The organism is Escherichia sp. KCJ4928 (assembly GCF_004352695.1).
In the GTDB taxonomy this organism is placed as follows: domain Bacteria; phylum Pseudomonadota; class Gammaproteobacteria; order Enterobacterales; family Enterobacteriaceae; genus ECMA0423.
In genome coordinates this window covers 1-25,043 of record NZ_SJWV01000053.1, presented here as the reverse complement: position 1 = coordinate 25,043, position 25,043 = coordinate 1, and the positions used below count along the sequence as shown (strand labels likewise).

The window sequence follows — 25,043 nt, the reverse complement described above, 5'->3', positions numbered from 1 at the left end:
GTAATCATTTTATTAAAGGGGGAAGCGGTTTTCCCCCTTAGATGCGTTTCAATTTGCCCGTTACTTCAACAAATCAATCAACCGTAACAGAGCCACTAATAGCTCCAGTACAGCAATGAGCACGGTTAACTTTTGTGTCAGCGTGTCCATCCGCTCTCCTTATTAAGGAGCGCAACACCAGCACCTTACCCTTACACTGCCTGTCGATACTGGTTTACGTATGTTGGACCACGATGTTGCACTCCGGATCAGGGCACCACCTGCAGCACCACCCGTCCGGTAGCCAGGACTTGAAATAGATTCGATCCGGCGCAACGTCCCAACGGTCTGGATTATAAATCTCATTATCTTAATTGCAACGGGGTCCAGCCGTGGTTATAATTCGTTCGTTGGAACACGATGTTGCACAGGCTGTGGTGTTAGGCCTGAAAGTAGTAAATAAAAGAACCTGCCTCACCAGCAGGTTTTTTTATTTACTGTGATCTGCTTTCCAGATATTTTTCGCTCAAACAACTAATGCGCCAAACATTTATTGCGCGTAAAATATCGTTTATTTCATTAATACATTTCAGGGATGAATATATGTCACCGCAGAATAATCATCTGCAGCGTCCGCCTGCTGCTGTGTTATACGCCGATGAACTGGCAAAATTAAAACAAAATGATAACGCACCTTGCCCGCCCGGTTGGCAGTTAAGTTTGCCTGCGGCCCGTGCTTTTATCCTTGGCGATAGCGCGCAAAATATTAGCCGTAAAGTGGTGATTAGTCCCTCCGCTGTCGAACGCATGTTAGTCACTCTTGCCACCGGGCGCGGTTTGATGTTGGTGGGGGAACCTGGCACCGCAAAATCTCTCCTGTCTGAATTACTGGCAACCGCTATTAGCGGCGATGCCGGGTTAACCATCCAGGGCGGCGCATCTACTACCGAAGATCAAATCAAGTACGGCTGGAACTACGCCCTGCTTATCAACCATGGTCCGTCAACGGAAGCACTGGTCCCTGCCCCGCTTTACCAGGGAATGCGCGACGGCAAAATCGTCCGTTTTGAAGAGATAACGCGTACACCGCTGGAAGTACAAGACTGTCTGTTAGGTATGCTTTCTGACAGGGTGATGACGGTGCCGGAACTCACCGGTGAAGCCAGTCAGCTCTATGCGCGGGAAGGCTTTAATATTATTGCCACTGCCAATACCCGCGATCGCGGCGTCAATGAGATGAGTGCCGCGCTAAAGCGTCGCTTCGATTTTGAAACCGTCTTTCCGATTATGGATTTCGCCCAGGAGCTGGAACTGGTCGCCAGTGCTTCGGCGCGTTTGCTGGCCCATAGCGGTATTCCGCATAAAGTGCCTGACGCAGTACTGGAGTTACTGGTACGCACCTTCCGCGATCTGCGTGCCAACGGCGAAAAGAAAACGTCAATGGATACACTGACAGCGATTATGTCCACCGCTGAAGCCGTGAACGTGGCCCACGCCGTAGGCGTCCGCGCCTGGTTTTTAGCGAATCGCGCGGGGGAGCCTGCCGACCTGGTGGACTGTATTGCCGGAACCATCGTCAAAGATAACGAAGAAGATCGCGCTCGTCTGCGCCGTTACTTCGAACAGCGTGTCGCCACACATAAAGAAGCTCACTGGCAGGCTTATTATCAAGCCCGCCACCGCCTGCCGTGAGGAAAGAGGCATGAGCGAGCCGTTAATTGTCGGCATCCGGCATCATAGTCCGGCCTGCGCCCGGCTGGTGAAATCGTTAATCGAAAGCCAGCGGCCACGATACGTGTTGATTGAAGGCCCGGCTGATTTTAATGACCGGGTAGACGAACTTTTTTTTTCCCACCAGCTTCCGGTAGCTATTTACAGTTATTGCCAGTATCAGGACGGTGCAGCCCCCGGGCGTGGTGCCTGGACGCCATTTGCTGAATTTTCGCCGGAGTGGCAGGCGCTACAAGCCGCACGTCGTATTCAGGCACAAACTTACTTCATCGATTTGCCTTGCTGGGCGCAGAGTGAAGAAGAGGACGATTCGCCTGATACGCAAGATGAAAGCCAGGCCTTACTGCTGCGTGCCACCCGCATGGATAACAGCGATACCCTGTGGGATCACTTGTTCGAAGATGAAAGCCAGCAAACTGCATTACCCTCTGCGCTGGCGCACTATTTTGCCCAACTGCGGGGCGATTTCCCCGGCGATGCACTCAATCGTCAGCGCGAAGCCTTTATGGCTCGCTGGATTGCATGGGCGGTGCAGCAAAATAATGGCGACGTGTTAGTCGTCTGCGGTGGCTGGCACGCTCCGGCACTGGCAAAAATGTGGCGCGAATGCCCGCAGGACATTAACACGCCGGAATTGCCCTCGCTGGCAGATGCCATTACAGGTTGTTATCTCACGCCCTACAGTGAAAAGCGCCTTGATGTGCTGGCAGGATACCTTTCCGGTATGCCTGCCCCGGTCTGGCAAAACTGGTGCTGGCAGTGGGGCTTACAGCAGGCCGGTGAACAACTGCTAAAAACTATCCTTACCCGTTTGCGCCAGCACAAGTTGCCTGCTTCGACCGCGGATATGGCTGCCGCTCATCTGCATGCGATGGCACTGGCACAGTTGCGCGGTCATACACTACCGTTACGCACTGACTGGCTGGATGCCATAGCAGGATCGCTGATTAAAGAAGCCCTGAATGCTCCGTTGCCGTGGAGCTATCGCGGCGTTATTCATCCCGACACCGATCCGATTCTGCTAACGTTGATAGACACATTAGCGGGTGACGGATTCGGTAAACTTGCCCCTTCTACGCCACAACCTCCTCTGCCAAAAGATGTCACCTGCGAACTGGAACGTACCGCAATCTCCCTTCCGGCGGAGCTTACCTTAAATCGCTTTAACCCCAATGGACTAGCGCAAAGTCAGGTGTTACATCGGCTGGCAATACTGGAGATCCCAGGGATTGTGCGCCAGCAGGGAAGCACACTGACACTTGCAGGCAACGGTGAAGAACGCTGGAAATTAACCCGCCCGCTTAGCCAGCATGCGGCATTGATTGAGGCCGCCTGCTTTGGTGCAACACTCCAGGAAGCCGCACGCCATAAATTAGAAGCCGATATGCTGGACGCGGGTGGAATCGGCAGTATCACCACATGTCTTAGCCAGGCGGCGTTAGCGGGTCTGGCGTCCTTCAGTCAACAATTACTGGAGCAACTCACATTATTAATCGCCCAGGAAAATCAATTTGCCGAAATGGGCCAGGCGCTGGAAGTGCTATATGCCTTATGGCGGCTGGATGAAATTAGCGGTATGCAAGGCGCGCAGATATTACAAACGACGTTATGCGCGGCTATCGATCGCACGCTGTGGCTATGTGAATCTAACGGCAGACCAGATGAAAAGGAGTTTCACGCTCACCTGCATAGCTGGCAAGCGTTGTGTCATATCCTGCGCGATCTACATAGCGGTGTGCAACTCCCCGGCATTTCTCTTTCTGCGGCGGTAGCCTTACTGGAGCGACGCAGTCAGGCAATTCATGCCCCGGCGCTGGATCGCGGCGCGGCTCATGGCGCACTGATGCGTCTGGAACATCCTAACGCCAGTGCCGAAGCGGCGCTGACGATGCTGGCGCAGTTATCCCCGGCACAATCCGGCGAAGCGCTGCACGGTTTGCTGGCGCTGGCCCGCCATCAACTGGCCTGTCAGCCGACATTTATCGCCGGTTTCAGCAGTCATTTAAATCAACTAAGTGATGCCGATTTTATCAATGCCCTGCCCGATTTACGCGCGGCGATGGCCTGGCTAGCACCACGAGAACGCGGGACGCTGGCGCATCAGGTGCTTGAGCATTATCAACTGGCGCAACTTCCCGTTTCGGCGCTGCAAATGCCGTTGCATTGTCCACCACAGGCCATTGCACATCATCAACAACTCGAACAGCAGGCACTGGCATCGCTGCAAAACTGGGGAGTTTTCCATGTCTGAACTGAACGATCTTCTGACCACCCGTGAGCTACAACGCTGGCGATTAATTCTTGGCGAAGCGGCAGAAACGACGCTTTGTGGGCTGGATGACAACGCCCGGCAGATAGACCACGCGCTGGAGTGGCTGTATGGGCGCGATCCTGAACGGCTCCAGCGTGGTGAACGCTCTGGTGGATTAGGTGGCTCAAATCTCACCACCCCTGAGTGGATCAACAGTATTCACACTCTGTTTCCGCAACAGGTGATTGAGCGACTGGAAAGCGATGCCGTACTGCGCTACGGCATTGAAGATGTGGTGACGAATCTCGACGTGCTGGAACGTATGCAGCCTTCGGAAAGCCTGCTACGCGCCGTTTTGCACACCAAACATCTGATGAATCCCGAAGTACTGGCTGCCGCCCGCCAGATAGTGCGCCAGGTTGTTGAAGAAATTATGGCGCGACTGGCAAAGGAAGTTCGTCAGGCTTTTTCTGGTGTCCGCGATCGCCGTCGCCGCTCATTAATTCCACTGGCGCGAAACTTTGATTTCAAAAGTACTCTGCGCGCCAACCTGCAACACTGGCACCCGCAACACGGCAAGTTGTATATCGAATCCCCCCGCTTTAACAGCCGCATTAAACGCCAAAGCGAACAATGGCAACTGGTCTTACTGGTTGATCAAAGCGGATCGATGGTGGACTCGGTGATCCACTCTGCGGTGATGGCGGCCTGTTTGTGGCAGTTACCCGGCATTCGTACCCATCTGGTGGCGTTTGACACAAGCGTGGTTGATCTCACGGCAGACGTTGCCGATCCGGTAGAGTTATTAATGAAAGTACAGTTGGGCGGCGGGACCAATATCGCCAGTGCCGTGGAGTATGGTCGGCAACTTATTGAACAACCAGCAAAAAGCGTCATTATCCTCGTGAGCGATTTTTACGAAGGGGGTTCATCATCATTGCTGACGCATCAGGTGAAAAAGTGTGTCCAGAGCGGCATCAAAGTGCTGGGACTGGCAGCGCTCGATAGCACCGCAACGCCTTGCTATGACCGCGATACGGCCCAGGCGCTGGTTAATGTCGGCGCACAAATAGCCGCCATGACGCCGGGCGAGCTGGCATCATGGCTTGCGGAGAATCTTCAGTCATGAATTCACTACGTCCGGAATTATTAGAACTGACACCGCAGGCACTGACGGCGTTAAGCAATGCCGGTTTTGTTAAGCGCAGTCTTAAGGAACTGGAAAATGGCAACGTCCCGGAAATCAGCCATGAGAACGGCGCTTTAATCGCCACCTTCAGTGACGGTGTCCGTACCCAGCTGGCGAACAGCCAGGCACTGAAAGAGGCTCAGTGCAGCTGCGGGGCCAGCGGCATGTGCCGTCATCGCGTGATGCTGGTGTTAAGTTATCAACGACTTTGTGCCACCGTCCAGCCCACGGAAAAAGAAGAAGAGTGGGATCCGGCAATCTGGCTGGAAGAACTGGCTACCCTGCCCGATGCCACCCGCAAACGCGCGCAGGCGCTGGTCGCTAAAGGCATCACCATTGAGTTGTTCTGTGCGCCGGGCGAAATTCCCTCTGCCCGCTTACCGATGAGCGATGTGCGTTTTTATTCCCGTAGCAGTATTCGTTTCGCCCGTTGTGATTGTATTGAAGGCACACTTTGCGAACATGTCGTACTGGCTGTGCAGGCCTTCGTCGAGGCCAAAGCGCAGCAAGCAGAATTTAACCATTTAATCTGGCAGATGCGCAGCGAACACGTCACATCATCTGACGATCCGTTTGCCAGCGAAGAAGGCCAAACGTGTCGTCAATATGTTCAGCAATTAAGCCAGGCATTATGGCTTGGCGGCATCAGCCAGCCGCTTATTCACTACGAGGCAGCATTCAACCGCACATTGCAGGCGGCAGAGGCCTGCAACTGGCGCTGGGTGAGTGAATCACTACGACAGCTACGGGCAAGCGTTGATGCCTTCCACACTCGCGCCAGCCACTATCATGCCGGAGAATGCTTACGTCAGCTTGCGGCATTAAACAGTCGATTAAATTGCGCACAAGAGATGGCCCGGCGCGACAGTGTTGGTGAAGTTCCTCCTGTGCCGTGGCGCACGGTCGTTGGCTCTGGCATTGCCGGAGAAGCAAAGCTTGATCATCTGCGGCTGGTGTCTTTAGGTATGCGTTGCTGGCAGGATATTGAGCATTATGGTTTACGCATCTGGTTTACCGATCCCGACACCGGCAGTATTTTGCACCTTTCGCGCAGTTGGCCGCGAAGTGAACAGGAAAACTCACCGGCAGCTACGCGTCGGCTGTTTAGTTTTCAGGCTGGCGCACTGGCGGGTGGGCAAATTGTTTCACAAGCAGCAAAACGCAGTGCCGATGGCGAGCTGCTGTTAGCTACCCGCAACCGCTTAAGCAGCGTTGTGCCGCTGTCGCCTGATGCCTGGCAAATGTTGAGCGCGCCGTTACGCCAGCCGGGCATTGTGGCTTTGCGGGAATATTTACGCCAGCGTCCCCCCGCCTGCATACGGCCTCTTAATCAGGTCGATAACTTATTTATTCTGCCGGTCGCTGAGTGTATTTCGCTCGGTTGGGATAGCAGCCGCCAGACGCTGGATGCGCAGGTAATCAGCGGCGAAGGTGAAGATAATCTCCTGACGTTATCCCTTCCGGCATCTGCCTGTTCTCCTTTTGCCGTTGAACGCATGGCGGCGCTTTTGCAACAAACAGACGACCCCGTGAGTCTGGTTTCTGGCTTTGTCAGTTTTGTTGATGGGCAATTGACACTGGAACCACGGGTGATGATGACAAAAACCCGCGCCTGGGCGCTGGACGCAGAAACTGCGCCTGTGGCACCGCTACCTTCTGCCAGCGTTTTGCCTGTGCCGTCTACCGCTCATCAGTTGCTGATGCGCTGCCAGGCGTTACTTATTCAACTGCTCCATAACGGCTGGCGCTATCAGGAACAGAGCGCTATTAGTCAGGCAGAGTTGCTGGCGAATGACCTCTCCGCGGTCGGTTTTTATCGGCTGGCACATGTGTTGGGACAATTTCGTAATACAGAAAGCGAGGCACGGGTAGAAGCAATGAATAACGGTGTTTTACTTTGCGAACAATTATTCCCCATGCTTCAGCAACAAGGATGAAATAGTGCTTTTTACTAAGAGTTCTACTCCAGTTCCGGACTGCTCACGTCACGGTATTAGGCATATTCTATATAGCCCCTGGTGAGAGTCACCAGTTCCTTGATTAAATAAAATGGAGTTTTACATGAAGGCTTTCAATAAGCTGTTTTCCCTCGTTGTTGCATCTGTTCTGGTTTTCTCTCTTGCTGGCTGCGGTGACAAAGAAGAATCGAAGAAATTCAGCGCCAATCTGAACGGCACTGAAATTGCCATTACCTATGTCTACAAAGGTGACAAGGTGCTTAAGCAATCTTCTGAAACCAAAATTCAATTTGCCTCCATTGGTGCAACCACCAAAGAAGATGCTGCCAAGACACTTGAGCCGTTAAGCGCCAAATACAAAAACATCGCGGGTGTTGAAGAAAAATTAACCTATACCGATACCTACGCGCAGGAAAACGTGACTATCGATATGGAAAAAGTGGATTTTAAAGCCCTGCAGGGTATTTCAGGAATCAACGTTTCTGCTGAAGATGCCAAAAAAGGTATCACTATGGCGCAAATGGAAATGGTGATGAAAGCCGCTGGTTTTAAAGAAGTGAAATAATCGGTTGGCGGTCATGCTCTAAACATGACCGCCAATTTTTTAGCCTTTTTTCACATGCTGGCGCGCTGCCAGTCCACGCAGAAAATAACGTAAAAATTGATCGCCGCATTCGCGGAAGTTTTTATGATCCGGTGCGCGCATCATCGCTGTAATTTCCGGCATCGAAACGCGGAACTGCTGTTCGGTGAGGATAGCCAGAATGTCATCGGTTTTCAGCGAAAACGCGATGCGTAATTTTTTCAGCACGATGTTGTTATTAATGCGACGTTCCGGCTCCAGTGCCGGAGCAGACTCATCCTTGCCGCGTTTTTCATAAATCAGGCCATTGAGGAATGACGACAAAACAATGTCCGGACAACGCTGAAAACCCTCTTCGTCTTCTTTACGTAGCCAGACGGCGATCTGTTCCGCGGTGGCTTCGACATTACCCAGCGCCAGAATACGCACCAGGTCATTATTATTGGCTTTCAAAATGTAGCGCACGCTGCGCAGAATATCGTTACTTAGCATGAGGCCTTCAGGTGTTGATGAGGCAAAAAGCCATTTTAGCAGTCTTTTACAGGCCAATCGCCTCTTTTAAGCTTTTCAGATAACGGCGGCTGACCGGCACGGTTAAGCCATTACGCAAAATCAACTCAGCCTGGCCGTTATCTTCCAGACGAATCTCCTGTAAATGCGCGAGGTTAACCAGATACTGACGATGGCAGCGCAGTAGTGGTGTACGACTTTCCAGGGTACGTAATGTCAATTCGGTAAAGCCCTCTTTCCCTTCGTGGCTGGTAACGTAGACACCGCTCATCCGACTGCTGACAAATGCCACATCTTTCATTTGCAGCAAATAAATCCGACTATGCCCCGTACAAGGGATAAATTTCAGCGCCTGTTGATTTTCCGGTAACAGCGAAACATCCTGCTTGCTGCGCTCCTGACGCAATCGCGCCAGCGTTTTCTCCAGTCGCGCTTCATCAATTGGCTTCAGCAAATAATCAAAGGCATGTTCTTCAAAGGCTTTAATAGCGTATTCGTCAAACGCAGTGAGAAAAACAATATACGGGCGATGTTCCGGGTCAAGCATCCCCACCATTTCCAGACCACTGATGCGCGGCATCTGGATATCGAGAAACAGCACATCCGGGCGCAGTTTATGCACCGCGCCGATCCCTTCCACGGCGTTTGAACACTCTCCAACGATTTCAATATCGCTCTGCTCCTGCAAAAATACACGCAGGTTTTCCCGTGCTAACGGTTCATCATCGACAATTAAGACTTTAATCATGCCTCGTCCCTCCATGGTAGTCGTAACGTTATTCGGGTGTAACTATCAGGCTCACAGGCGACGCTTATTCCATAGTCATCGCCAAACCGTTCACGTAAACGCTTATCCACCAGATTCATCCCCAGCCCACTGGCATTGGTTACCGGTTGATACAAACCGGCATTGTCTTCGATCTCCAGCATCAAATGTTGCCCCTCACGTCGGGCGCTGATTGCCACTCGCCCTGTATCCAGCAGTTGTGATGTCCCATGTTTAATGGCGTTTTCCACTATCGGTTGCAGGGTAAACGCGGGCAATTGCTGCTGGGATAATTCTTGCGGAATAGCAATGTTGACCTGCAACCGCGACTGGAAGCGCGCCTTTTCAATTTGCAGATAAGCGTTCACATGTTCAATTTCGTCGGCGAGAGTAACAAACTCCGAAGGCCGCTTTAAGTTTTTGCGGAAAAAAGTGGAAAGATACTGCACCAGCTGGCTGGCCTGTTCGCTGTCGCGACGGATCACCGCTTTAATGGTGTTAAGCGCATTAAACAAAAAATGGGGGTTCACCTGGGCGTGAAGCAGTTTGATCTCTGACTGGGTGAGCATCGCTTTTTGCCGCTCATATTGCCCGGCGAGGATCTGCGCCGAAAGCAGTTGCGCAATCCCCTCGCCCAGCGTGCGGTTGATTGAACTGAATAAACGGTTTTTGGCTTCATACAATTTGATGGTGCCCATCACCCGCTGATTTTCACCACGCAACGGAATTACCAGCGTCGACCCCAGTTTGCATTGCGGATGCAAAGAGCAACGATAAGGTACTTCGTTGCCATCAGCGTAGACCACTTCACCGGTTTCAATCGCTTTTAAGGTGTAAGTCGAAGAAATCGGTTTGCCGGGTAAATGGTGGTCGTCACCAATTCCGGTAAAGGCCAGCAATTTCTCTCGATCGGTAATCGCGACTGCACCAATATCCAGCTCCTGATACAGCACCTGTGCCACTTTCATGCTGTTCACTTCGTTAAACCCCTGTCGCAAAATGCCTTCCGTCGAGGCTGCCACTTTCAGCGCAGTGGCAGAAAAAGCCGAAGTGTATTTTTCAAACATCGCGCGTTTATCGAGCAATATACGCATAAACAGCGCCGCGCCGACGGTATTGGTGACCATCATTGGCGCAGCAATATTACTCACCAGACGCACCGCATCTTCATAAGGTCGGGCGATCGCCAGGATGATCAGCATTTGCACCATTTCAGCGACGAACGTGACGGCACCGGCGGTAATGGGGTTAAAGACTTTATCAGTGCGCCCGCGACGGATCAGGATGCTGTGTACCAGGCCGCCGAGCAATCCTTCAACGATGGTTGAGATCATGCAACTTAGCGCGGTCATGCCCCCCATCGAATATCGATGTAAGCCGCCGGTCAGACCAACCAGCCCACCGACGACCGGACCGCCGAGTAAGCCGCCCATTACCGCGCCTATCGCACGGGTATTGGCAATAGAATCGTCAATGTGCAACCCAAACCAGGTGCCCATGATGCAGAAGATGGAAAAGACGATGTAGCAGAGAAATTTATGCGGCAGACGAACCGTGACCTGCATTAACGGTATGAATAATGGCGTTTTACTCATTAACCACGCAATGACTAAAAAAACGCACATCTGCTGAAGCAGCAGCAACACCAGATTAAAATCGTACATACCCGCAAACCACACTTCCCTTTAAAACGCGTAACATACATTGCCTGCGTTTAACTTTCTTTGAACTCTTGCAGAAAAATGAGAATTCGTGAGTACGATCACTCAAAATCGCCTGGCAAAAATAAAATCACCCTATAGATGCACAAAAAACGGGCAAAACTACCTGGTTCGCAAAACTGCGTCTAAAGTTAAACCGGGACCTCGCGAGCAAGGGTGAGACGATGGCGCTTTACACAATTGGTGAAGTGGCGTTGCTTTGTGATATTAACCCTGTCACGTTACGCGCGTGGCAGAGGCGTTACGGGTTGCTGAAACCGCAACGGACAGACGGCGGTCATCGACTGTTCAACGATGCCGATATTGACCGTATCCGCGAGATCAAACGCTGGATCGACAACGGCGTGCAGGTCAGCAAAGTTAAAATGCTGCTCAGTAATGAAAATGTTGATGTGCAGAACGGCTGGCGCGATCAGCAAGAAACATTACTGACCTACCTGCAAAGCGGCAATCTGCATAGCCTGCGAACGTGGATCAAAGAGCGCGGTCAGGATTACCCCGCCCAGACACTCACCACACATCTGTTTATTCCTCTGCGCCGACGACTTCAATGCCAACAACCGACTCTCCAGGCGCTGCTGGCGATCCTCGACGGCGTACTGATCAACTACATCGCCATTTGTCTGGCTTCGGCACGTAAAAAACAGGGTAAAGATGCGCTGGTGGTTGGCTGGAATATTCAGGATACCACCCGTCTGTGGCTGGAGGGCTGGATTGCCAGTCAACAAGGATGGCGCATTGATGTCCTCGCCCACTCGCTCAATCAACTACGCCCTGAACTATTCGAAGGCCGTACATTGCTGGTGTGGTGCGGTGAAAATCGAACCTCCGCCCAACAGCAGCAACTCACCAGTTGGCAAGAACAAGGCCATGATATTTTCCCACTCGGCATTTAATGATTCGTTAACAAATGCGCTTTACTGTACAATCCTTTCGTTAACATAAGGAGTGCATTATGCGCATAGCTAAAATTGGGGTCATCGCCCTGTTCCTGTTTATGGCGTTCGGCGGAATTGGTGGCGTCATGCTCGCAGGTTATACCTTTATTTTGCGTGCTGGCTAAGCGCCTGCACCAGCCTTTCAAACAGGCGGTCTGCGATGATCGCCGCCAGTGCCACCAGTAACGCCCCCTGGATCACATACGCGGTATTAAATCCGCTAAGCCCGATGATGATGGGCGTACCCAGCGTGCTGGCCCCTACCGTTGAGGCGATCGTCGCCGTACCAATGTTGATAATCACCGAAGTTCGCACGCCCGCCAGAATCACCGGAGCCGCCAGCGGTAGCTCGACCTTACGCAGTCGCTGACCACGACTCATTCCCATACCTTTCGCAACTTCTGTCACGCTGGCATCGATCGCTCCCAGCCCGGCAAGTGTCGCCTGCAGGACGGGCAGCACACCGTAAAGGATCAAGGCGATAATCGCTGGTTGCAGACCAAAGCCGATCACCGGAACGGCAATCGCCAGCACTGCGACGGGCGGAAAAGTCTGTCCAACGGCGGCAATAGTTTCCACCAGTGGGCGAAATTCCGCGCCCCACGGGCGAGTGACAGCAATTCCGGCACCAGTGCCAATGATCACCGCAAACAAACTCGAAATTCCCACCAGCCAGAAATGAGCCAGTGCCAGAGCTGCAAAACTTTCTTGCTGATAAACGGGTCGTGGCAGTTGTGGGAACAAGGCAGCAAACAGCGGCTGGCTGTAAGGCAGCCAGAAAATCAGTGCCACAAACAAAGCAATGAGCCAGAACAGCGGATCGCGCAACATCTTCATACGCTTACGCCTCCACCAGCAGATCCTGAAAATGCAGCGTACCGCAAGGCTGGCCCTGCGTGTTCACCACCGGCAGCACCTCGCAACCCCGCGCGACAAACAGGGAGAGCGCATCGCGTAGCGTCATCTCTTCTACCAGTGCCTCACCTTCTGCCCGTTCTTCGCGACGCACGTAATCCGCCACACTACGTAACGAAAGCAGACGCACACCCAGTTCGCTACGTCCAAAAAACTGGCGGACAAAATCATTCGCCGGACGAGTCAGCATCGTCAGCGGATTGCCCTGCTGCACCACTTCACCGTGATCCATCAATACCAGATGTTCAGCCAGCCGTAGCGCCTCATCAATATCATGAGTGACCAGCACAATAGTGCGCCCCAGCAAACGGTGAATGCGCGTCATCTCTTGTTGCAACGCGCCGCGCGTTACCGGGTCCAGTGCGCCAAAAGGTTCATCCATCAGTAAGACTTGCGGATCGGCAGCCAGTGCGCGCGCCACTCCCACACGTTGCTGCTGACCACCGGAAAGCTGATGCGGATAACGCTCACGCAAATTTGACTCCAGCCCCAGTAGCGTCATTAATTCGTCGATACGATCGTCAATCCGTGCCCGCGACCATTTTTGTAATTGCGGCACGGTAGCGATGTTTTGCGCCACGCTCCAGTGGGGGAACAGGCCAATAGATTGAATGGCATAGCCCATCCGGCGGCGCAACTCCAGTACTGGCAGCGAGCGAATTTCTTCTCCGGCAAAGCGGATCTCTCCGCTGTCATGTTCCACCAGGCGGTTAATCATTTTCAAGGTGGTGGATTTGCCGGAGCCAGATGTGCCAATCAGCACCGAAAAACTCCCTTCCTGAAAATTGAGATTAAGATCGTTAACGGCTTTTTGTGCGCCAAACAGTTTGCTGACATGGCTAAATTCAATCATTACGTTTCACCTTCAGCAGTGCGATAAGCAAATCGAACAGGGCATCGATCAGCACCGCCAGAACAATTACCGGGATCACCCCCAGCAACACTAAATCAATGGCGCTGCTTAGCAGCCCCTGGAAAACCAGCGCACCAAAACCGCCTGCGCCGATTAACGCCGCAATCACCGCCATACCTACAGTTTGCACCATCACCACCCGCAGGCTGCGCAGAAATACCGGTAACGCCAGTGGTAACTGAACATGCAGGAATCGCTGCGCCCCGCTCATGCCCATCGCTCTGGCGCTCTCCAGCACATCGCGCGGGATCTGGTTCAAACCGACTACCACGCCGCGCACCAGCGGCAGCAAGGCATAGAGCACCAGCGCAATCAGTGCGGGTGTCATTCCGGTTCCTGCTATGCCGAGCTTCCCCAGCCACGGAAAGGCCGTCACCAGCGCGGCAAGCGGCGCAATCAACAGGCCAAAGAGCGCCACCGAAGGCACGGTCTGAATGACATTGAGCAGAGAAAAAATTGCCCCCTGCCGCGCAGTGGAAAAGTAGCACCAGATGCCCAACGGCACACCAATCACTAACGCAGGCAGCACCGCACCAAACAGCAACGTCAGATGTTGTGCCAGCGCGTCGTCAAACACATCCTGACGGTTGGCGTATTCTTTCATTAGTGAGAGATCGTTAAGCGTGCCGGAGTACAGCAACCACAGCGGAATAATGGCAATCTGCATATGCAACAACCAGCGCCACAGCGGATGCGTGGAGATTCGGCGGATGGCATCGCTACAGGCCAGCAATGCCAGCGCCGCAGCCAGCCAGAAACCACTGCCGAGGCTGGTACGCGCCAGCGCACTGCCATTTTGCGCCAGTTGGGTCGCCGCCTTTCCAGCTCCCCACACCAACAATACGAAGACGAATTGCGCCAGAATGAGTGCACAAATGCTGCCTTTTTTAGCGGGGACAAAACAGGCTGTCAGCCAGGCGCAACCAACGCCCACCAGCATCCAGATCGTTTGCGGCCACAGTTGCCAGAGATGACGCCCTTCACCCGAGACTAAACGATTAGGCGCGTAGCTGATAAACGGCAGCGCTGCTGCGATTGCCGTCAGCAACAGCAGCAGCGCCAGAACAGGATTAATACGTAGATAAGTCACGGGAAATTACTTCGCCCACCCTTTTTGTTTCAGGTAGTCGGCAGCCACTTTTTTGGCATCCAGTCCTTCCACTGCAATGCTGGCATTCAGTTGCTGCAATGTTTTTGCATCGAGGCTGGCGAAGACTGGCTGTAGCCACTGTGCCATTTGCGGATACTCCTTCAACACCGATTCACGCACCACTGGTGCAGGCGCATAGATAGGTTGCACGCCTTGCGGATCGCTTAAGGTTTGCAGCCCCAGCGCCGCTACCGGGCCGTCAGTGCCGTAAGCCATTGCAGCATTAACGCCAGAGGTTTGCTGGGCAGCGGCTTTGATCGTCACCGCCGTGTCGCCACCAGCCAGTGACAGCAACTGATCCTGACCGAGCTTAAAGCCATAGGCTTTTTCAAACGCGGGTAACGCATCGGCGCGTTCGATAAACTCTGCCGAGGCTGCCAGTTTGAAGGTGCCGCCCTCTTGCAGATAACGACTCAGGTCGGCAAGCGAAGTGAGTTTATTTTTCTCTGCCACATCCTGACGCACGGCGATAGTCCAGGTGTTATTTGCAGGCGCGGGCGTCAGCCAGATTAACTTGTTGTGCTCCGAATCGAGCTTTTTGACTTTCTCGTAACCTTGCTGCGCGTTTTTCCACGCTGCATCGTTTTCATCTTTAAAGAAGAAAGCGCCATTGCCGGTATATTCCGGATAGATATCCAGTTCACCGGAAGTAATCGCCCCGCGCACCACAGGAGTCGTTCCGAGTTGCACTTTATTCACCGTCGGTACGCCGTGGCTTTCCAGCACCTGCAAAATGATATTGCCGAGTAGCGCACCTTCGGTATCGATTTTTGAACCGACTTTAACGGGGGAAGCCGCCTGTAGCGGCAGGCTCACGGCTGCCAACATAACCAGTGAACCTGCCCAGAGCTTTAAGAGTGGCATGATGCTTTCCTCATTCTTTTACTGTTGTTTTCAGCGAATTAAGAGAAAAGCATAGTTGATAATGGCGGGGTTAGCTTGAGCGGAAGGATTCAGTTGCAGAATCAGATAAATACTTAAGAGGCATATTCGGTCCGGCGTTTCCTGCCGGATGCGGCGCGAGCGCCTTATCCGGCCTACAAAGGGCGCAAACGTCGCGCCCTTACTAAAGCATTACAGCAACTCAAACTCGCCTTTCTTAACGCGTGCGGAATCAGTGCCGATAAATACATTGAACTTGCCAGGCTCGGCGTCATATTTCATCTGTTGATTCCAGAACTTCAGCGCCTCAATATCGATCGGGAAGCTGACAGTCTGAGTTTCGCCCGGTTTCAGGGTGATTTTCTCAAAGCCTTTCAGCTGTTTCACAGGGCGACTCATGGAAGCCGTCACATCCTGCAAGTACATCTGCACTACCGTGGCCCCCTCGCGCTTACCGGTGTTCGTCACCTGCACGCTGGCAGTCACTTTGCCGTCACGCTTCATGGTCGGCGCAGAAAGTTTCACATCAGAGACGGTGAAAGTGGTGTAGCTCAGCCCATAGCCGAACGGATACAACGCCCCGTTAGCTTCATCAAAATAACGCGAAGTGTATTTGTTCGGCTTGTCGGCATTATACGGACGACCGGTGTTCAGATGGCTGTAGTACACCGGGATCTGCCCGACAGAACGCGGGAAGGACATTGGCAGCTTGCCGGACGGGTTGTAATCGCCAAACAATACATCGGCAATTGCATTACCGCCTTCAGTCCCCGCAAACCAGGTTTCCAGGATCGCATCAGCCTGCTGATCTTCTTTCACCAGCGCCAGCGGACGCCCGTTCATCAGCACCAGCACCAGCGGTTTACCGGTGGCTTTCAGCGCCGCAATCAAGTCACGTTGGCTTTGCGGAATAGTGATATCGGTCCGGCTGGAGGCTTCGTGCGCCATCCCCTGTGCTTCACCGACTACAGCCACCACCACATCAGATTGTTTCGCCGTCTGCACCGCTTCATCAATCATCTCTTGCGGCGAACGCGGATCGACTTTGACCGCTTCTTCATATTGATTCAGGAAATCGATAATGCCTTTGTCACTGGTAACGTTCGCCCCTTTGGCATACAGCACTTTACCGTTTTCACCGACGGAATTTTTAATCCCGGTCAGTACGGTCACGGATTGATCGGCAACACCGGCTGCGGACCAGCTGCCCATCACGTCACGTTTACTGTCCGCCAGTGGCCCAACCACCGCAATGGTGGCCGATTTTTTCAGCGGTAACGTTTCGAGACGGTTTTTCAGCAACACCAGGCTTTCGCGCGCCACTTCACGCGCTTCTTTACGGTGCAGGCGGCTTTCGGCATTGGTATCCACCGGGTCAGACTCTTTCGGCCCCAAATGGCTGTATGGGTCGTTAAACAATCCCATATCATATTTAACGTTCAGTACATGGCGGGCAGCATCGTCCAGCTCTTCCATCGTCACTTTGCCGGATTTGATCAACCCAGGCAGATACTTCGAGTAATACTCGTCGCTCATACTCATGTTGATTCCGGATTTCAGCGCCACGCGCACCGCATCTTCCGGGTCTGCCGCCGTGCCATGTTTAATCAGCTCTTTGATTGCACCGTGATCGGAAACGGTGATGCCTTTAAAGCCCCACTGGTCGCGCAGAACATCTTTCAGCAGCCAGGAATCGGAGGTGGCTGGCGTGCCGTTCAGCGAGTTCAGCGCCACCATCACCGCGCCGCTGCCTGCGTCCAGCCCCGCTTTGTACGGCGGCATATAATCATTAAACAGGCGCTGCGGACTCATATCGACGGTGTTGTACTCTTTACCGCCTTCTACCGCGCCGTATGCGGCAAAGTGTTTGACGCTGGTCATCACCGAGTAGCGATCTGCCGGGCTTTTACCCTGCATCGCTTCCACCATGGTTTTACCCATTGTTGAGGTGAGATACGTATCTTCGCCAAAACCTTCGGAAGCACGTCCCCAGCGCGGATCGCGCGAGACATCGACCATCGGTGCCCAGGTCATATTCAGGCCATCATCTGCCGCTTCATAAGCAGAGACACGTCCGACCGTTTTCACTGCATCGAGGTTAAAAGACGAGGCCAGACCGAGGCTAATCGGGAACACCGTGCGCTGACCGTGCAGCACGTCGTAAGCAAAGAAAAGAGGAATTTTCAGGCGGCTTAATTCCATCACCTGATCCTGCATGGCGCGGATATCCTGACGGGTTACGGTGTTGAAAATCGCCCCAACCTGACCGTCTTTGATCATCTCGCGGATCGCCTCTTTCGGGTTATCCGGGCCGACGCTGATTAAGCGCAGCTGACCAATTTTCTCATCAACTGTCATTTTCTTAAGCAGTTCGGTGACGAACGCATCCCGCGCTTCGGGCGTTAATGGATGGTTGCCGAATAAATCATCCGCCAGTGCTGGCTGCAGGGCCAGACTCACCGCGATTCCTACTGAACATAGCCATTTCATATGGATTTTTCTTCCTCTGTTGCCCGACGAGGCAGCGAAAATGGTGCAAAAACCGTAGTTTGCCATAAGCATGATGGAGAGAGAAAAAGAATGCTCAGTTTATTGTCTGAATTTTCAAAATATTCACTCGCTGAATTGTCATACAAGGCGCTATTCTAGTTTGTGATATTTTTTCGCCACCACAAGGAGTGGAAAATGTCTTCCATGACAACAACTGATAATAAAGCCTTTTTGAATGAACTTGCCCGTCTGGTCGGTCATTCACACCTGCTCACCGATCCCGCAAAAACGGCCCGCTATCGCAAGGGCTTCCGTTCTGGTCAGGGCGACGCGCTGGCTGTCGTTTTCCCTGGCTCACTACTGGAATTGTGGCGGGTGCTGAAAGCCTGTGTCACCGCCGACAAAATTATTCTGATGCAGGCTGCCAATACAGGCCTGACCGAAGGATCGACGCCAAACGGTAACGACTATGATCGCGATATCGTGATCATCAGCACCCTGCGTCTCGACAAGCTGCACGTTCTTGGCAAGGGCGAACAGGTGCTGGCCTATCCGGGCACCACGCTCTATTCGCTGGAAAAAGCCCTCAAACCGCTGGGACGCGAACCGCACTCGGTGATTGGATCGTCGTGTATAGGCGCATCGGTTATCGGCGGTATTTGTAACAACTCCGGCGGCTCGCTGGTGCAACGTGGCCCGGCGTATACCGAAATGTCGTTATTCGCGCGTATAAATGAAGACGGCAAACTGACGCTGGTGAACCATCTGGGGATTGATCTGGGCGAAACGCCGGAGCAGATCCTTAGCAAGCTGGATGATGATCGCATCAAAGATGACGATGTGCGTCACGATGGTCGTCACGCCCACGATTATGACTATGTCCACCGCGTTCGTGATATTGAAGCCGACACGCCCGCACGTTATAACGCCGATCCGGATCGGTTATTTGAATCTTCTGGTTGCGCCGGGAAGCTGGCCGTTTTTGCGGTACGTCTAGATACCTTCGAAGCGGAAAAAAATCAGCAGGTGTTTTATATCGGCACCAACCAGCCGGAAGTGCTGACCGAAATCCGCCGTCATATTCTGGCTAACTTCGAAAATCTGCCGGTTGCCGGGGAATATATGCACCGGGATATCTACGATATTGCGGAAAAATACGGCAAAGACACCTTCCTGATGATTGATAAGTTAGGCACCGACAAGATGCCGTTCTTCTTTAATCTCAAGGGACGCACCGATGCGATGCTGGAGAAAGTGAAATTCTTCCGTCCGCATTTTACTGACCGTGCGATGCAAAAATTCGGTCACCTGTTCCCCAGCCATTTACCGCCGCGCATGAAAAACTGGCGCGATAAATACGAGCATCATCTGCTGTTAAAAATGGCGGGCGATGGCGTGGGCGAAGCCAAATCGTGGTTGGTGGATTATTTCAAACAGGCCGAAGGCGATTTCTTTGTCTGTACGCCGGAGGAAGGCAGCAAAGCGTTTTTACACCGTTTCGCCGCTGCGGGCGCAGCAATTCGTTATCAGGCGGTGCATTCCGATGAAGTCGAAGACATTCTGGCGTTGGATATCGCTCTGCGGCGTAACGACACCGAGTGGTATGAGCATTTACCGCCGGAGATCGACAGCCAGCTGGTGCACAAGCTCTATTACGGCCATTTTATGTGCTATGTCTTCCATCAGGATTACATAGTGAAAAAAGGCGTGGATGTGCATGCGTTAAAAGAACAGATGCTGGAACTGCTACAGCAGCGCGGCGCGCAATACCCTGCCGAGCATAACGTCGGTCATTTGTATAAAGCACCGGAGACGTTGCAGAAGTTCTATCGCGAGAACGATCCGACCAACAGCATGAATCCGGGGATCGGTAAAACCAGTAAACGGAAAAACTGGCAGGAAGTGGAGTAAAAATTACGGATGGCAGAGTATCGCCATCCGAATTCACTTAATCGTTCTGTGCCGTCTGCCCCGCCGCCGCCATTTGGGCGGCTTTTTGTTTTTTATAGCTCAACGCTGCTGCCGGCACAGGCATCACTTTACCGGTTTCAATCCAGGTACGCAGGCGGCTGGCATCGGCAAAATGGGTATATTTGCCAAACGCGTCCATCACTACCAGCGCCACCGGTTTATTATTGATAACCGTACGCATCACCAGACAATGGCCCGCCGCATTGGTAAAGCCGGTTTTGGTTAACTGAATATTCCAGTTATCGCGATACACCAGATGATTAGTATTGCGGAACGGCAGCGTATACGTCGGGTTAGAGAAGGTTGCCATATCTTCCCGGGTAGTACTTAACTGCCCGATCAACGGATATTGTTTGCTGGCAATGAGCAGTTTGGTTAAGTCACGGGCAGTTGAAACGTTATGCACCGACAATCCGGTAGGTTCAACAAAGCGCGTGTTGTTCATTCCGAGCGATTTCGCTTTCGCATTCATTGCCTTAATAAAGGCTTTGTAACCACCGGGATAATGGTGCGCAAGGCTTGCCGCCGCGCGGTTTTCTGAAGACATCAGCGCCAGCAACAGCATATCTTTACGGCTGATTTCGCTATTCAGTCGTACGCGCGAATAGACCCCTTTCATCTCCGGCGTCTGGCTGATATCCACTTTTAGTTTTTCATCCAGCGGCAGTCGTGCATCCAGCACAACCATCGCGGTCATTAATTTGCTGATAGACGCAATCGGACGCACCAGATCCGGGTGGTTCGAATAGATCACTTTGTTGGTATTCAGATCAACAATCATCGCGCTACCGGAGGCAATTTCCGGTTGTGAAGCGGTGGTAGCGGCTGCCGTTTTCGCAACGGCCTGCGGTGCCAAAGGCACAGCCAGCATCAGGGCCAGGCTAAATAAAGAAACTCGAAATTTCGGCATGATGAGCATTCAGATAGTGGTTCACGCGCACGGGTTGCGCACCGCCGGAGTAAGGATTTACTGAGGCTAGCGACGCCATCATAACGAGCAAAAAGTGCGATCGTCAAAGGAGAATCGTGAGGAAATGCTGCATTGCTGACATTTACGCCAGCAATGCAATGTCAAAGAACTTTCTAGAACAGGCGATACCCGTAGCCCCATAGTATAACGGTTAGGGCGAGCAGCACTTCCAGTACCAGCACGCCAATCGCCAGCGTCGAACTGGAGAAGCTAAGGCCTTCCTCTTTGTTGATATTCAGGAAGCTCGGAATACCAAGGTAAAGCAGGTAGCCGGTGTAAAACAGCGCCACCGTGCCGACCAGCGCACACAACCAGACCAGCGGATAAAGCGCCACCAGACCGCTTAAAAACAGCGGAGTTGCAACGTAGCCCGCGAAGACCATGCAGTGCGCAAGTGACGGACGCTGCGGGTAATTGCGCGCCATCCACCAGATGACCCGCCCCATCACCGCAACCCCAGCGAGCATAACGCCATAAAACAGGACAGCCAGCGCCAGTCCGGTAAACCAGGACAACTTCAGGATAGTGCCATCGCCAAAATTCCAGCCAATCTGTGTAGTGCCAATGAAGGCGCAAATCACCGGAATCGCCGCCATCAGCAAAACGTGGTGGGTGTAATGGTGAGAAATCGTTTCGTTTTCGCGATTAATCACCTGCATTTCACGATCGGGATGGGAAAACAGTCCCCAGACATGGCTCATACCGCCCCCTTGTTGTGAGTTCATGAACCTGACAGTTCAAGTATAAGTCAGCTTGTGATTATTTTTTGTTCGCTCATGTAATTTGCACCGTCTGATGTACGTCCTTTTTCAGCGTGAATGATTTCCAGGGTGTATGCTTACAGGCAACCAAAGGGAGACAGACTGGCCTATGGATCTCAATACACTCATCTCACAATATGGTTATGCCGCGCTGGTGATCGGTAGCCTGGCGGAAGGTGAAACCGTGACTTTGCTGGGAGGCGTTGCGGCGCATCAGGGGCTATTAAAGTTCCCGCTGGTGGTACTTTCTGTGGCGCTTGGCGGCATGATTGGCGACCAGGTGCTTTATCTGTGCGGGCGGCGGTTTGGCGGCAAGCTGTTACGCCGTTTCTCGAAACATCAGGATAAAATTGAGCGGGCGCAGAAACTTATCCAACGCCATCCGTATCTGTTTGTCATTGGTACGCGCTTTATGTATGGCTTTCGGGTGATTGGCCCGACGCTGATTGGTGCCAGCCAGCTGCCGCCGAAAATCTTTCTGCCGCTTAATATTCTCGGCGCATTTGCCTGGGCGTTGATTTTTACCACTATCGGTTACGCTGGTGGTCAGGTGATTGCGCCGTGGTTGCACAATCTCGATCAGCATTTGAAGCACTGGGTCTGGTTGATTCTGGTCGTGGTTCTGGTGGTAGGCGTGCGCTGGTGGCTGAAACGACGCGGGAAGAAAAAGCCGGATAATCAGGCGTAAAACCATTGCCCTGGATAAGGCGTTCGCGCCGCATCCGACATCCGGTGCACCATGCCTGATGCGGCGCTTGTGCGTCTTATCATGCCTACCAAAATTTTACCCATTGAAATAACCACGCACCTCACTGCGCTATTCTGGGTTGAACTGCGGATTCGCCAACATAAAGCCGCCATCCACTATCAACGACTGCCCGGTGGTGTAATTTGCGCCCTCTGAGCACAGCCACGCTACCAGGCTGGCAATCTCATGCGTTGCGCCAAAACGCCGCAGAGGAATCGAAGGCTCCGCGTCGGGCTTCACGTAGCTATCATCCATGCCGTTCATTGGCGTAGCGATCGCCCCAGGTGCGACTGCGTTCACCAAAATCTTATGCCTGACCAACTCCAGCGCCATTGCTTTGGTTAACCCGCCGAGCGCATGTTTAGCGGCTGTGTAGGCGCTGGCATCCGGCAGCGGCGTATGTTCATGTACCGACGTAATGTTGATGATGCGACCGCCCTGCCCTTGTTTCACCATCTGGCGGGCCGCAATTTGTGAGCATAAAAATGCACCATCGACATCAACGGTAAAAATCTTGCGCCACTCATCGAAAGCCATATCAAGAAACGGCGCTTTGGTCATTGCGCCCGCATTATTCACCAGCACATCAATACGCCCCAGCCGTTGAATGAGTTTCTCCAGCGCCTGCGCACCTTCTGGCAGTTTACCGAGATCCAGCTGCACGATCTCCGCACGTACGCCGTGGCTAACTACCTCACGCGCGGTATCTTTTGCCCCTTCTTCATCTGAGTGCCAGGTAATGCCAATATCAAACCCCTGCTGCGCCAGTAATAACGCGCACTCTTTGCCGATCCCCGAATCGGAGGCGGTAATAATCGCAACCTGTGCCATCGAGTTCTCCACTTAACGCTGAATAAACGTTAAGTATAGAAGGCGCATATCATCAGCGTTTGTAACCCCCGCCCAACGCACCAGTGAGTTGAATGGAAGCATCCAGCCACTGCCCTTGCAATAACAGGCCATTGGCCCGCTCACGCAGCGCGGGGATTCTGGCTTCGCTGACGCGGGAACCAGCAATGATGCCCGCGTTAAAGCGCGCCTGCGCAAGACCTACCACACGCAAGGCATCGCGCTCAATTTGCGCCTGATGCTGGTTTTTCTCCGCAAGTGTCTGAACCTGACTGGCTGCCCGCGCCACGTCATTCACCGCTTCAACCACCGCTTTGTTGTAGCTGGCGATAGACAAGTTGCTTTCGGCTTTTGCGATATCGAGATTGGCGTTAAGACGACCACTATCGAAAATGGGTAGCGTCAGGCCTGCCGTAACGCCCATTTGCTGCGCGGAATGACGGAACAGATCGCTTAAGTGCAACGCATCCTGTTGCAGGAAGGCCATCAGGTTGATGTCAGGATAAAATGCCGCTTTTGCCGCATCAATGGTGCTTAGCGATGACTCAACGTACCAGTGCGCCGCCTGCAAATCTGCCCGCCGGGCCAGTAAGGAGTACCCCAGTTCATCAGGAAGCTGGCTTGCCACTTTCGGCAACGCGACCGGTTTAAGCTTCAATGACTTTGTCTGGTTATTTGTAAGTGCGCTTAACCGTGCCTCAATAATTTTCATTTTCCCCGCGACATCGTTGAGCTGCTGCCGGGTTTTGCTGGCATTAATATCGGTTTCCACACCTTCAACTGAAGAAGTAATCCCGTTCTGATATAGCTGGCGATCGGTCGCGATAATGGTGTTCTGCTCTTTTTCTATTTGCTGCAAGACCGTGTTTAACGCCGCCTGGGTTTGCCACTCCCAGTACAGGCGGGCTACGCTGCCAGCCAGCAATTGGCGGGTTTGCTCGCGTTCCGCCGCCCGTGCTTTAACCGTACCCAGGCGGGCAGTAACCTCCGCCCGATTCTTTCCCCAGATATCGCGATGCCAGCCCGCCGTTAAGCCAAAAGTTCCGTTGGTGTACCACGGACCGGTCGTACCTGCGGCCGGATCGTTCAGAGCAAACGGCCCCATTAAGCCTTCTGCCGACATTTTTTGCCGCTCCATATCCGCAGAAAAGTCGATCTGCGGACCATCCTGAGTAGCAATTGCCTTCGCCTGGGCTTCAGCTAGCTGAATGCGCTGTTCAGCCACCTGCATATCCGGTGCGTTCTGTAGTGCATTGTTAATTAAGGAAGTGAGTTGATTATCGTGATACTCCAGCCACCATTGGCTGTCTGGCCAACCATTTTTCAGCGCCGTGGGTAATGCGGTGTCAACTTGTGCAGCGGGCGTTTGCTGGCTTAACGCCTGGCGGGTTTCATGCATAGGCGCACACCCGGCCAGCATCAGTAACAGCGGAAAACAGGCGATGGCGGGATAAAAGGAATCACGATTCATGGGGGAATAATCAGGTAAGAAAAGGTGCGCGGAGATTACCGTGTGTTGCGATATATTTTTTAGTTTCGCGTGGCAATACATCAGTAGCAATAAAACGACATATCCAGAAAAATATACACTAAGTGAATGATATCTTCCGATTTATCTTAATCGTTTATGGATAACGGCAAAGGGCTTCGTTTTTTCCTATACTTATTCAGCACTCACAAATAAAGGAACGCCAATGAAAATTATACTCTGGGCTGTATTGATTATTTTCCTGATTGGGCTACTGGTGGTGACTGGCGTATTTAAGAT

At 52.8% G+C, this 25,043-nt stretch carries 21 protein-coding genes; 9 read left to right on the top strand and 12 right to left on the bottom strand.

The genetic code is table 11. The features are described from left to right. Positions 1-582 precede the first annotated feature (582 nt). The 5 genes from E0D98_RS10580 (at position 583) to E0D98_RS10560 (ending at position 7,673) form a co-directional block, all read left to right on the top strand. The gene (locus tag E0D98_RS10580) at positions 583-1,671 is read left to right on the top strand and encodes a MoxR family ATPase (RefSeq protein WP_000074859.1); all 1,089 of its coding nucleotides are present in this window, start codon (positions 583-585) and stop codon (positions 1,669-1,671) included. Between the two features lie 10 nt (positions 1,672-1,681). Beyond that, the gene (locus E0D98_RS10575; RefSeq protein WP_050877068.1) at positions 1,682-3,961 is read left to right on the top strand and encodes a DUF5682 family protein; all 2,280 of its coding nucleotides are present in this window, start codon (positions 1,682-1,684) and stop codon (positions 3,959-3,961) included. Continuing rightward, complete coding sequence (locus tag E0D98_RS10570; protein ID WP_001292774.1) at positions 3,954-5,090, top strand: VWA domain-containing protein; 1,137 nt, start codon at positions 3,954-3,956, stop codon at positions 5,088-5,090. Before E0D98_RS10575 ends, E0D98_RS10570 begins: the two co-directional genes overlap by 8 nt. Then, a complete protein-coding gene (locus tag E0D98_RS10565; RefSeq protein ID WP_001298843.1) occupies positions 5,087-7,087 on the top strand; it encodes an SWIM zinc finger family protein in 2,001 nt (666 codons plus the stop codon). The genes E0D98_RS10570 and E0D98_RS10565 overlap by 4 nt, the downstream gene beginning before the upstream one ends. A 124-nt stretch (positions 7,088-7,211) precedes the next feature. Beyond that, positions 7,212-7,673, top strand: a complete 462-nt coding sequence (locus E0D98_RS10560; protein WP_001378226.1) for a YehR family lipoprotein — start codon at positions 7,212-7,214, stop codon at positions 7,671-7,673. A gap of 39 nt (positions 7,674-7,712) precedes the next feature. Here the strand turns inward: E0D98_RS10560 and E0D98_RS10555 are convergent, their stop codons facing one another. From E0D98_RS10555 to btsS, 3 genes are read right to left on the bottom strand one after another with little or no spacing between them, the layout of a single operon-like run. Then, on the bottom strand, positions 7,713-8,183 hold the full coding sequence (locus tag E0D98_RS10555; protein ID WP_000950409.1) for a DUF1456 family protein: 471 nt from the start codon (positions 8,181-8,183) through the stop codon (positions 7,713-7,715). Positions 8,184-8,229: 46 nt separating this feature from the next. After that, positions 8,230-8,949, bottom strand: a complete 720-nt coding sequence (gene btsR, locus E0D98_RS10550) for a two-component system response regulator BtsR (protein ID WP_000598641.1) — start codon at positions 8,947-8,949, stop codon at positions 8,230-8,232. Continuing rightward, positions 8,946-10,631 (bottom strand): two-component regulatory system sensor histidine kinase BtsS, encoded by a 1,686-nt coding sequence (btsS, locus tag E0D98_RS10545; protein ID WP_001295431.1) that lies wholly within the window; start codon positions 10,629-10,631, stop codon positions 8,946-8,948. The genes btsR and btsS overlap by 4 nt, the downstream gene beginning before the upstream one ends. A 221-nt stretch (positions 10,632-10,852) precedes the next feature. Here btsS and mlrA point away from each other — a divergent pair, with 221 nt between their 5' ends. Both mlrA and E0D98_RS10535 read left to right on the top strand, forming a co-directional pair. Continuing rightward, complete coding sequence (gene mlrA, locus E0D98_RS10540; RefSeq protein ID WP_001240401.1) at positions 10,853-11,584, top strand: HTH-type transcriptional regulator MlrA; 732 nt, start codon at positions 10,853-10,855, stop codon at positions 11,582-11,584. Between the two features lie 59 nt (positions 11,585-11,643). After that, positions 11,644-11,751 (top strand): protein YohO, encoded by a 108-nt coding sequence (locus E0D98_RS10535; RefSeq protein ID WP_001216961.1) that lies wholly within the window; start codon positions 11,644-11,646, stop codon positions 11,749-11,751. Here E0D98_RS10535 and yehW read toward each other — a convergent pair. The 5 genes from yehW to bglX form a co-directional block, all read right to left on the bottom strand. Beyond that, on the bottom strand, positions 11,732-12,463 hold the full coding sequence (yehW, locus tag E0D98_RS10530) for a glycine betaine ABC transporter permease YehW (RefSeq protein WP_000783120.1): 732 nt from the start codon (positions 12,461-12,463) through the stop codon (positions 11,732-11,734). The genes E0D98_RS10535 and yehW overlap by 20 nt on opposite strands. A 4-nt stretch (positions 12,464-12,467) precedes the next feature. Beyond that, entirely contained in the window at positions 12,468-13,394 is a 927-nt protein-coding gene (yehX, locus tag E0D98_RS10525; protein ID WP_000569329.1) for a glycine betaine ABC transporter ATP binding protein YehX, read from the bottom strand. Continuing rightward, the gene (gene yehY / locus E0D98_RS10520) at positions 13,387-14,544 is read right to left on the bottom strand and encodes a glycine betaine ABC transporter permease YehY (RefSeq protein WP_000221805.1); all 1,158 of its coding nucleotides are present in this window, start codon (positions 14,542-14,544) and stop codon (positions 13,387-13,389) included. The genes yehX and yehY overlap by 8 nt, the downstream gene beginning before the upstream one ends. Positions 14,545-14,550: 6 nt before the next feature. Beyond that, positions 14,551-15,468 carry a glycine betaine ABC transporter substrate-binding protein OsmF gene (gene osmF / locus E0D98_RS10515; RefSeq protein ID WP_001130306.1) on the bottom strand — a complete coding sequence of 306 codons (918 nt, stop codon included), beginning with the start codon at positions 15,466-15,468 and terminating at the stop codon, positions 14,551-14,553. Positions 15,469-15,678: 210 nt separating this feature from the next. After that, positions 15,679-17,976: a beta-glucosidase BglX gene (gene bglX, locus E0D98_RS10510; RefSeq protein WP_000871517.1), complete on the bottom strand. Its 2,298-nt coding sequence runs from the start codon at positions 17,974-17,976 to the stop codon at positions 15,679-15,681. 195 nt (positions 17,977-18,171) lie between these two features. On the opposite strand from bglX, the gene dld reads away from it, so the two are divergent. Beyond that, positions 18,172-19,887 carry a D-lactate dehydrogenase gene (gene dld, locus E0D98_RS10505; protein ID WP_000097369.1) on the top strand — a complete coding sequence of 572 codons (1,716 nt, stop codon included), beginning with the start codon at positions 18,172-18,174 and terminating at the stop codon, positions 19,885-19,887. 37 nt (positions 19,888-19,924) lie between these two features. On the opposite strand, the gene pbpG is transcribed toward dld, so the two are convergent. Together pbpG and E0D98_RS10495 are read right to left on the bottom strand one after the other, a co-directional pair. Continuing rightward, positions 19,925-20,857, bottom strand: coding sequence for a D-alanyl-D-alanine endopeptidase (gene pbpG / locus E0D98_RS10500; RefSeq protein ID WP_001295432.1), 933 nt, complete (start codon positions 20,855-20,857; stop codon positions 19,925-19,927). 173 nt (positions 20,858-21,030) lie between these two features. Beyond that, positions 21,031-21,618 (bottom strand): Yip1 family protein, encoded by a 588-nt coding sequence (locus E0D98_RS10495; RefSeq protein WP_001295454.1) that lies wholly within the window; start codon positions 21,616-21,618, stop codon positions 21,031-21,033. 169 nt (positions 21,619-21,787) lie between these two features. Here E0D98_RS10495 and E0D98_RS10490 point away from each other — a divergent pair, with 169 nt between their 5' ends. Further along, entirely contained in the window at positions 21,788-22,366 is a 579-nt protein-coding gene (locus E0D98_RS10490) for a DedA family protein (protein WP_000365433.1), read from the top strand. A 129-nt stretch (positions 22,367-22,495) separates the two neighbouring features. On the opposite strand, the gene E0D98_RS10485 is transcribed toward E0D98_RS10490, so the two are convergent. Together E0D98_RS10485 and mdtQ are read right to left on the bottom strand one after the other, a co-directional pair. Continuing rightward, positions 22,496-23,257 (bottom strand): SDR family oxidoreductase, encoded by a 762-nt coding sequence (locus E0D98_RS10485; RefSeq protein WP_000079524.1) that lies wholly within the window; start codon positions 23,255-23,257, stop codon positions 22,496-22,498. A gap of 52 nt (positions 23,258-23,309) precedes the next feature. After that, positions 23,310-24,746 carry a multidrug resistance outer membrane protein MdtQ gene (mdtQ, locus tag E0D98_RS10480; RefSeq protein ID WP_205713020.1) on the bottom strand — a complete coding sequence of 479 codons (1,437 nt, stop codon included), beginning with the start codon at positions 24,744-24,746 and terminating at the stop codon, positions 23,310-23,312. Positions 24,747-25,043: the final 297 nt, after the last annotated feature.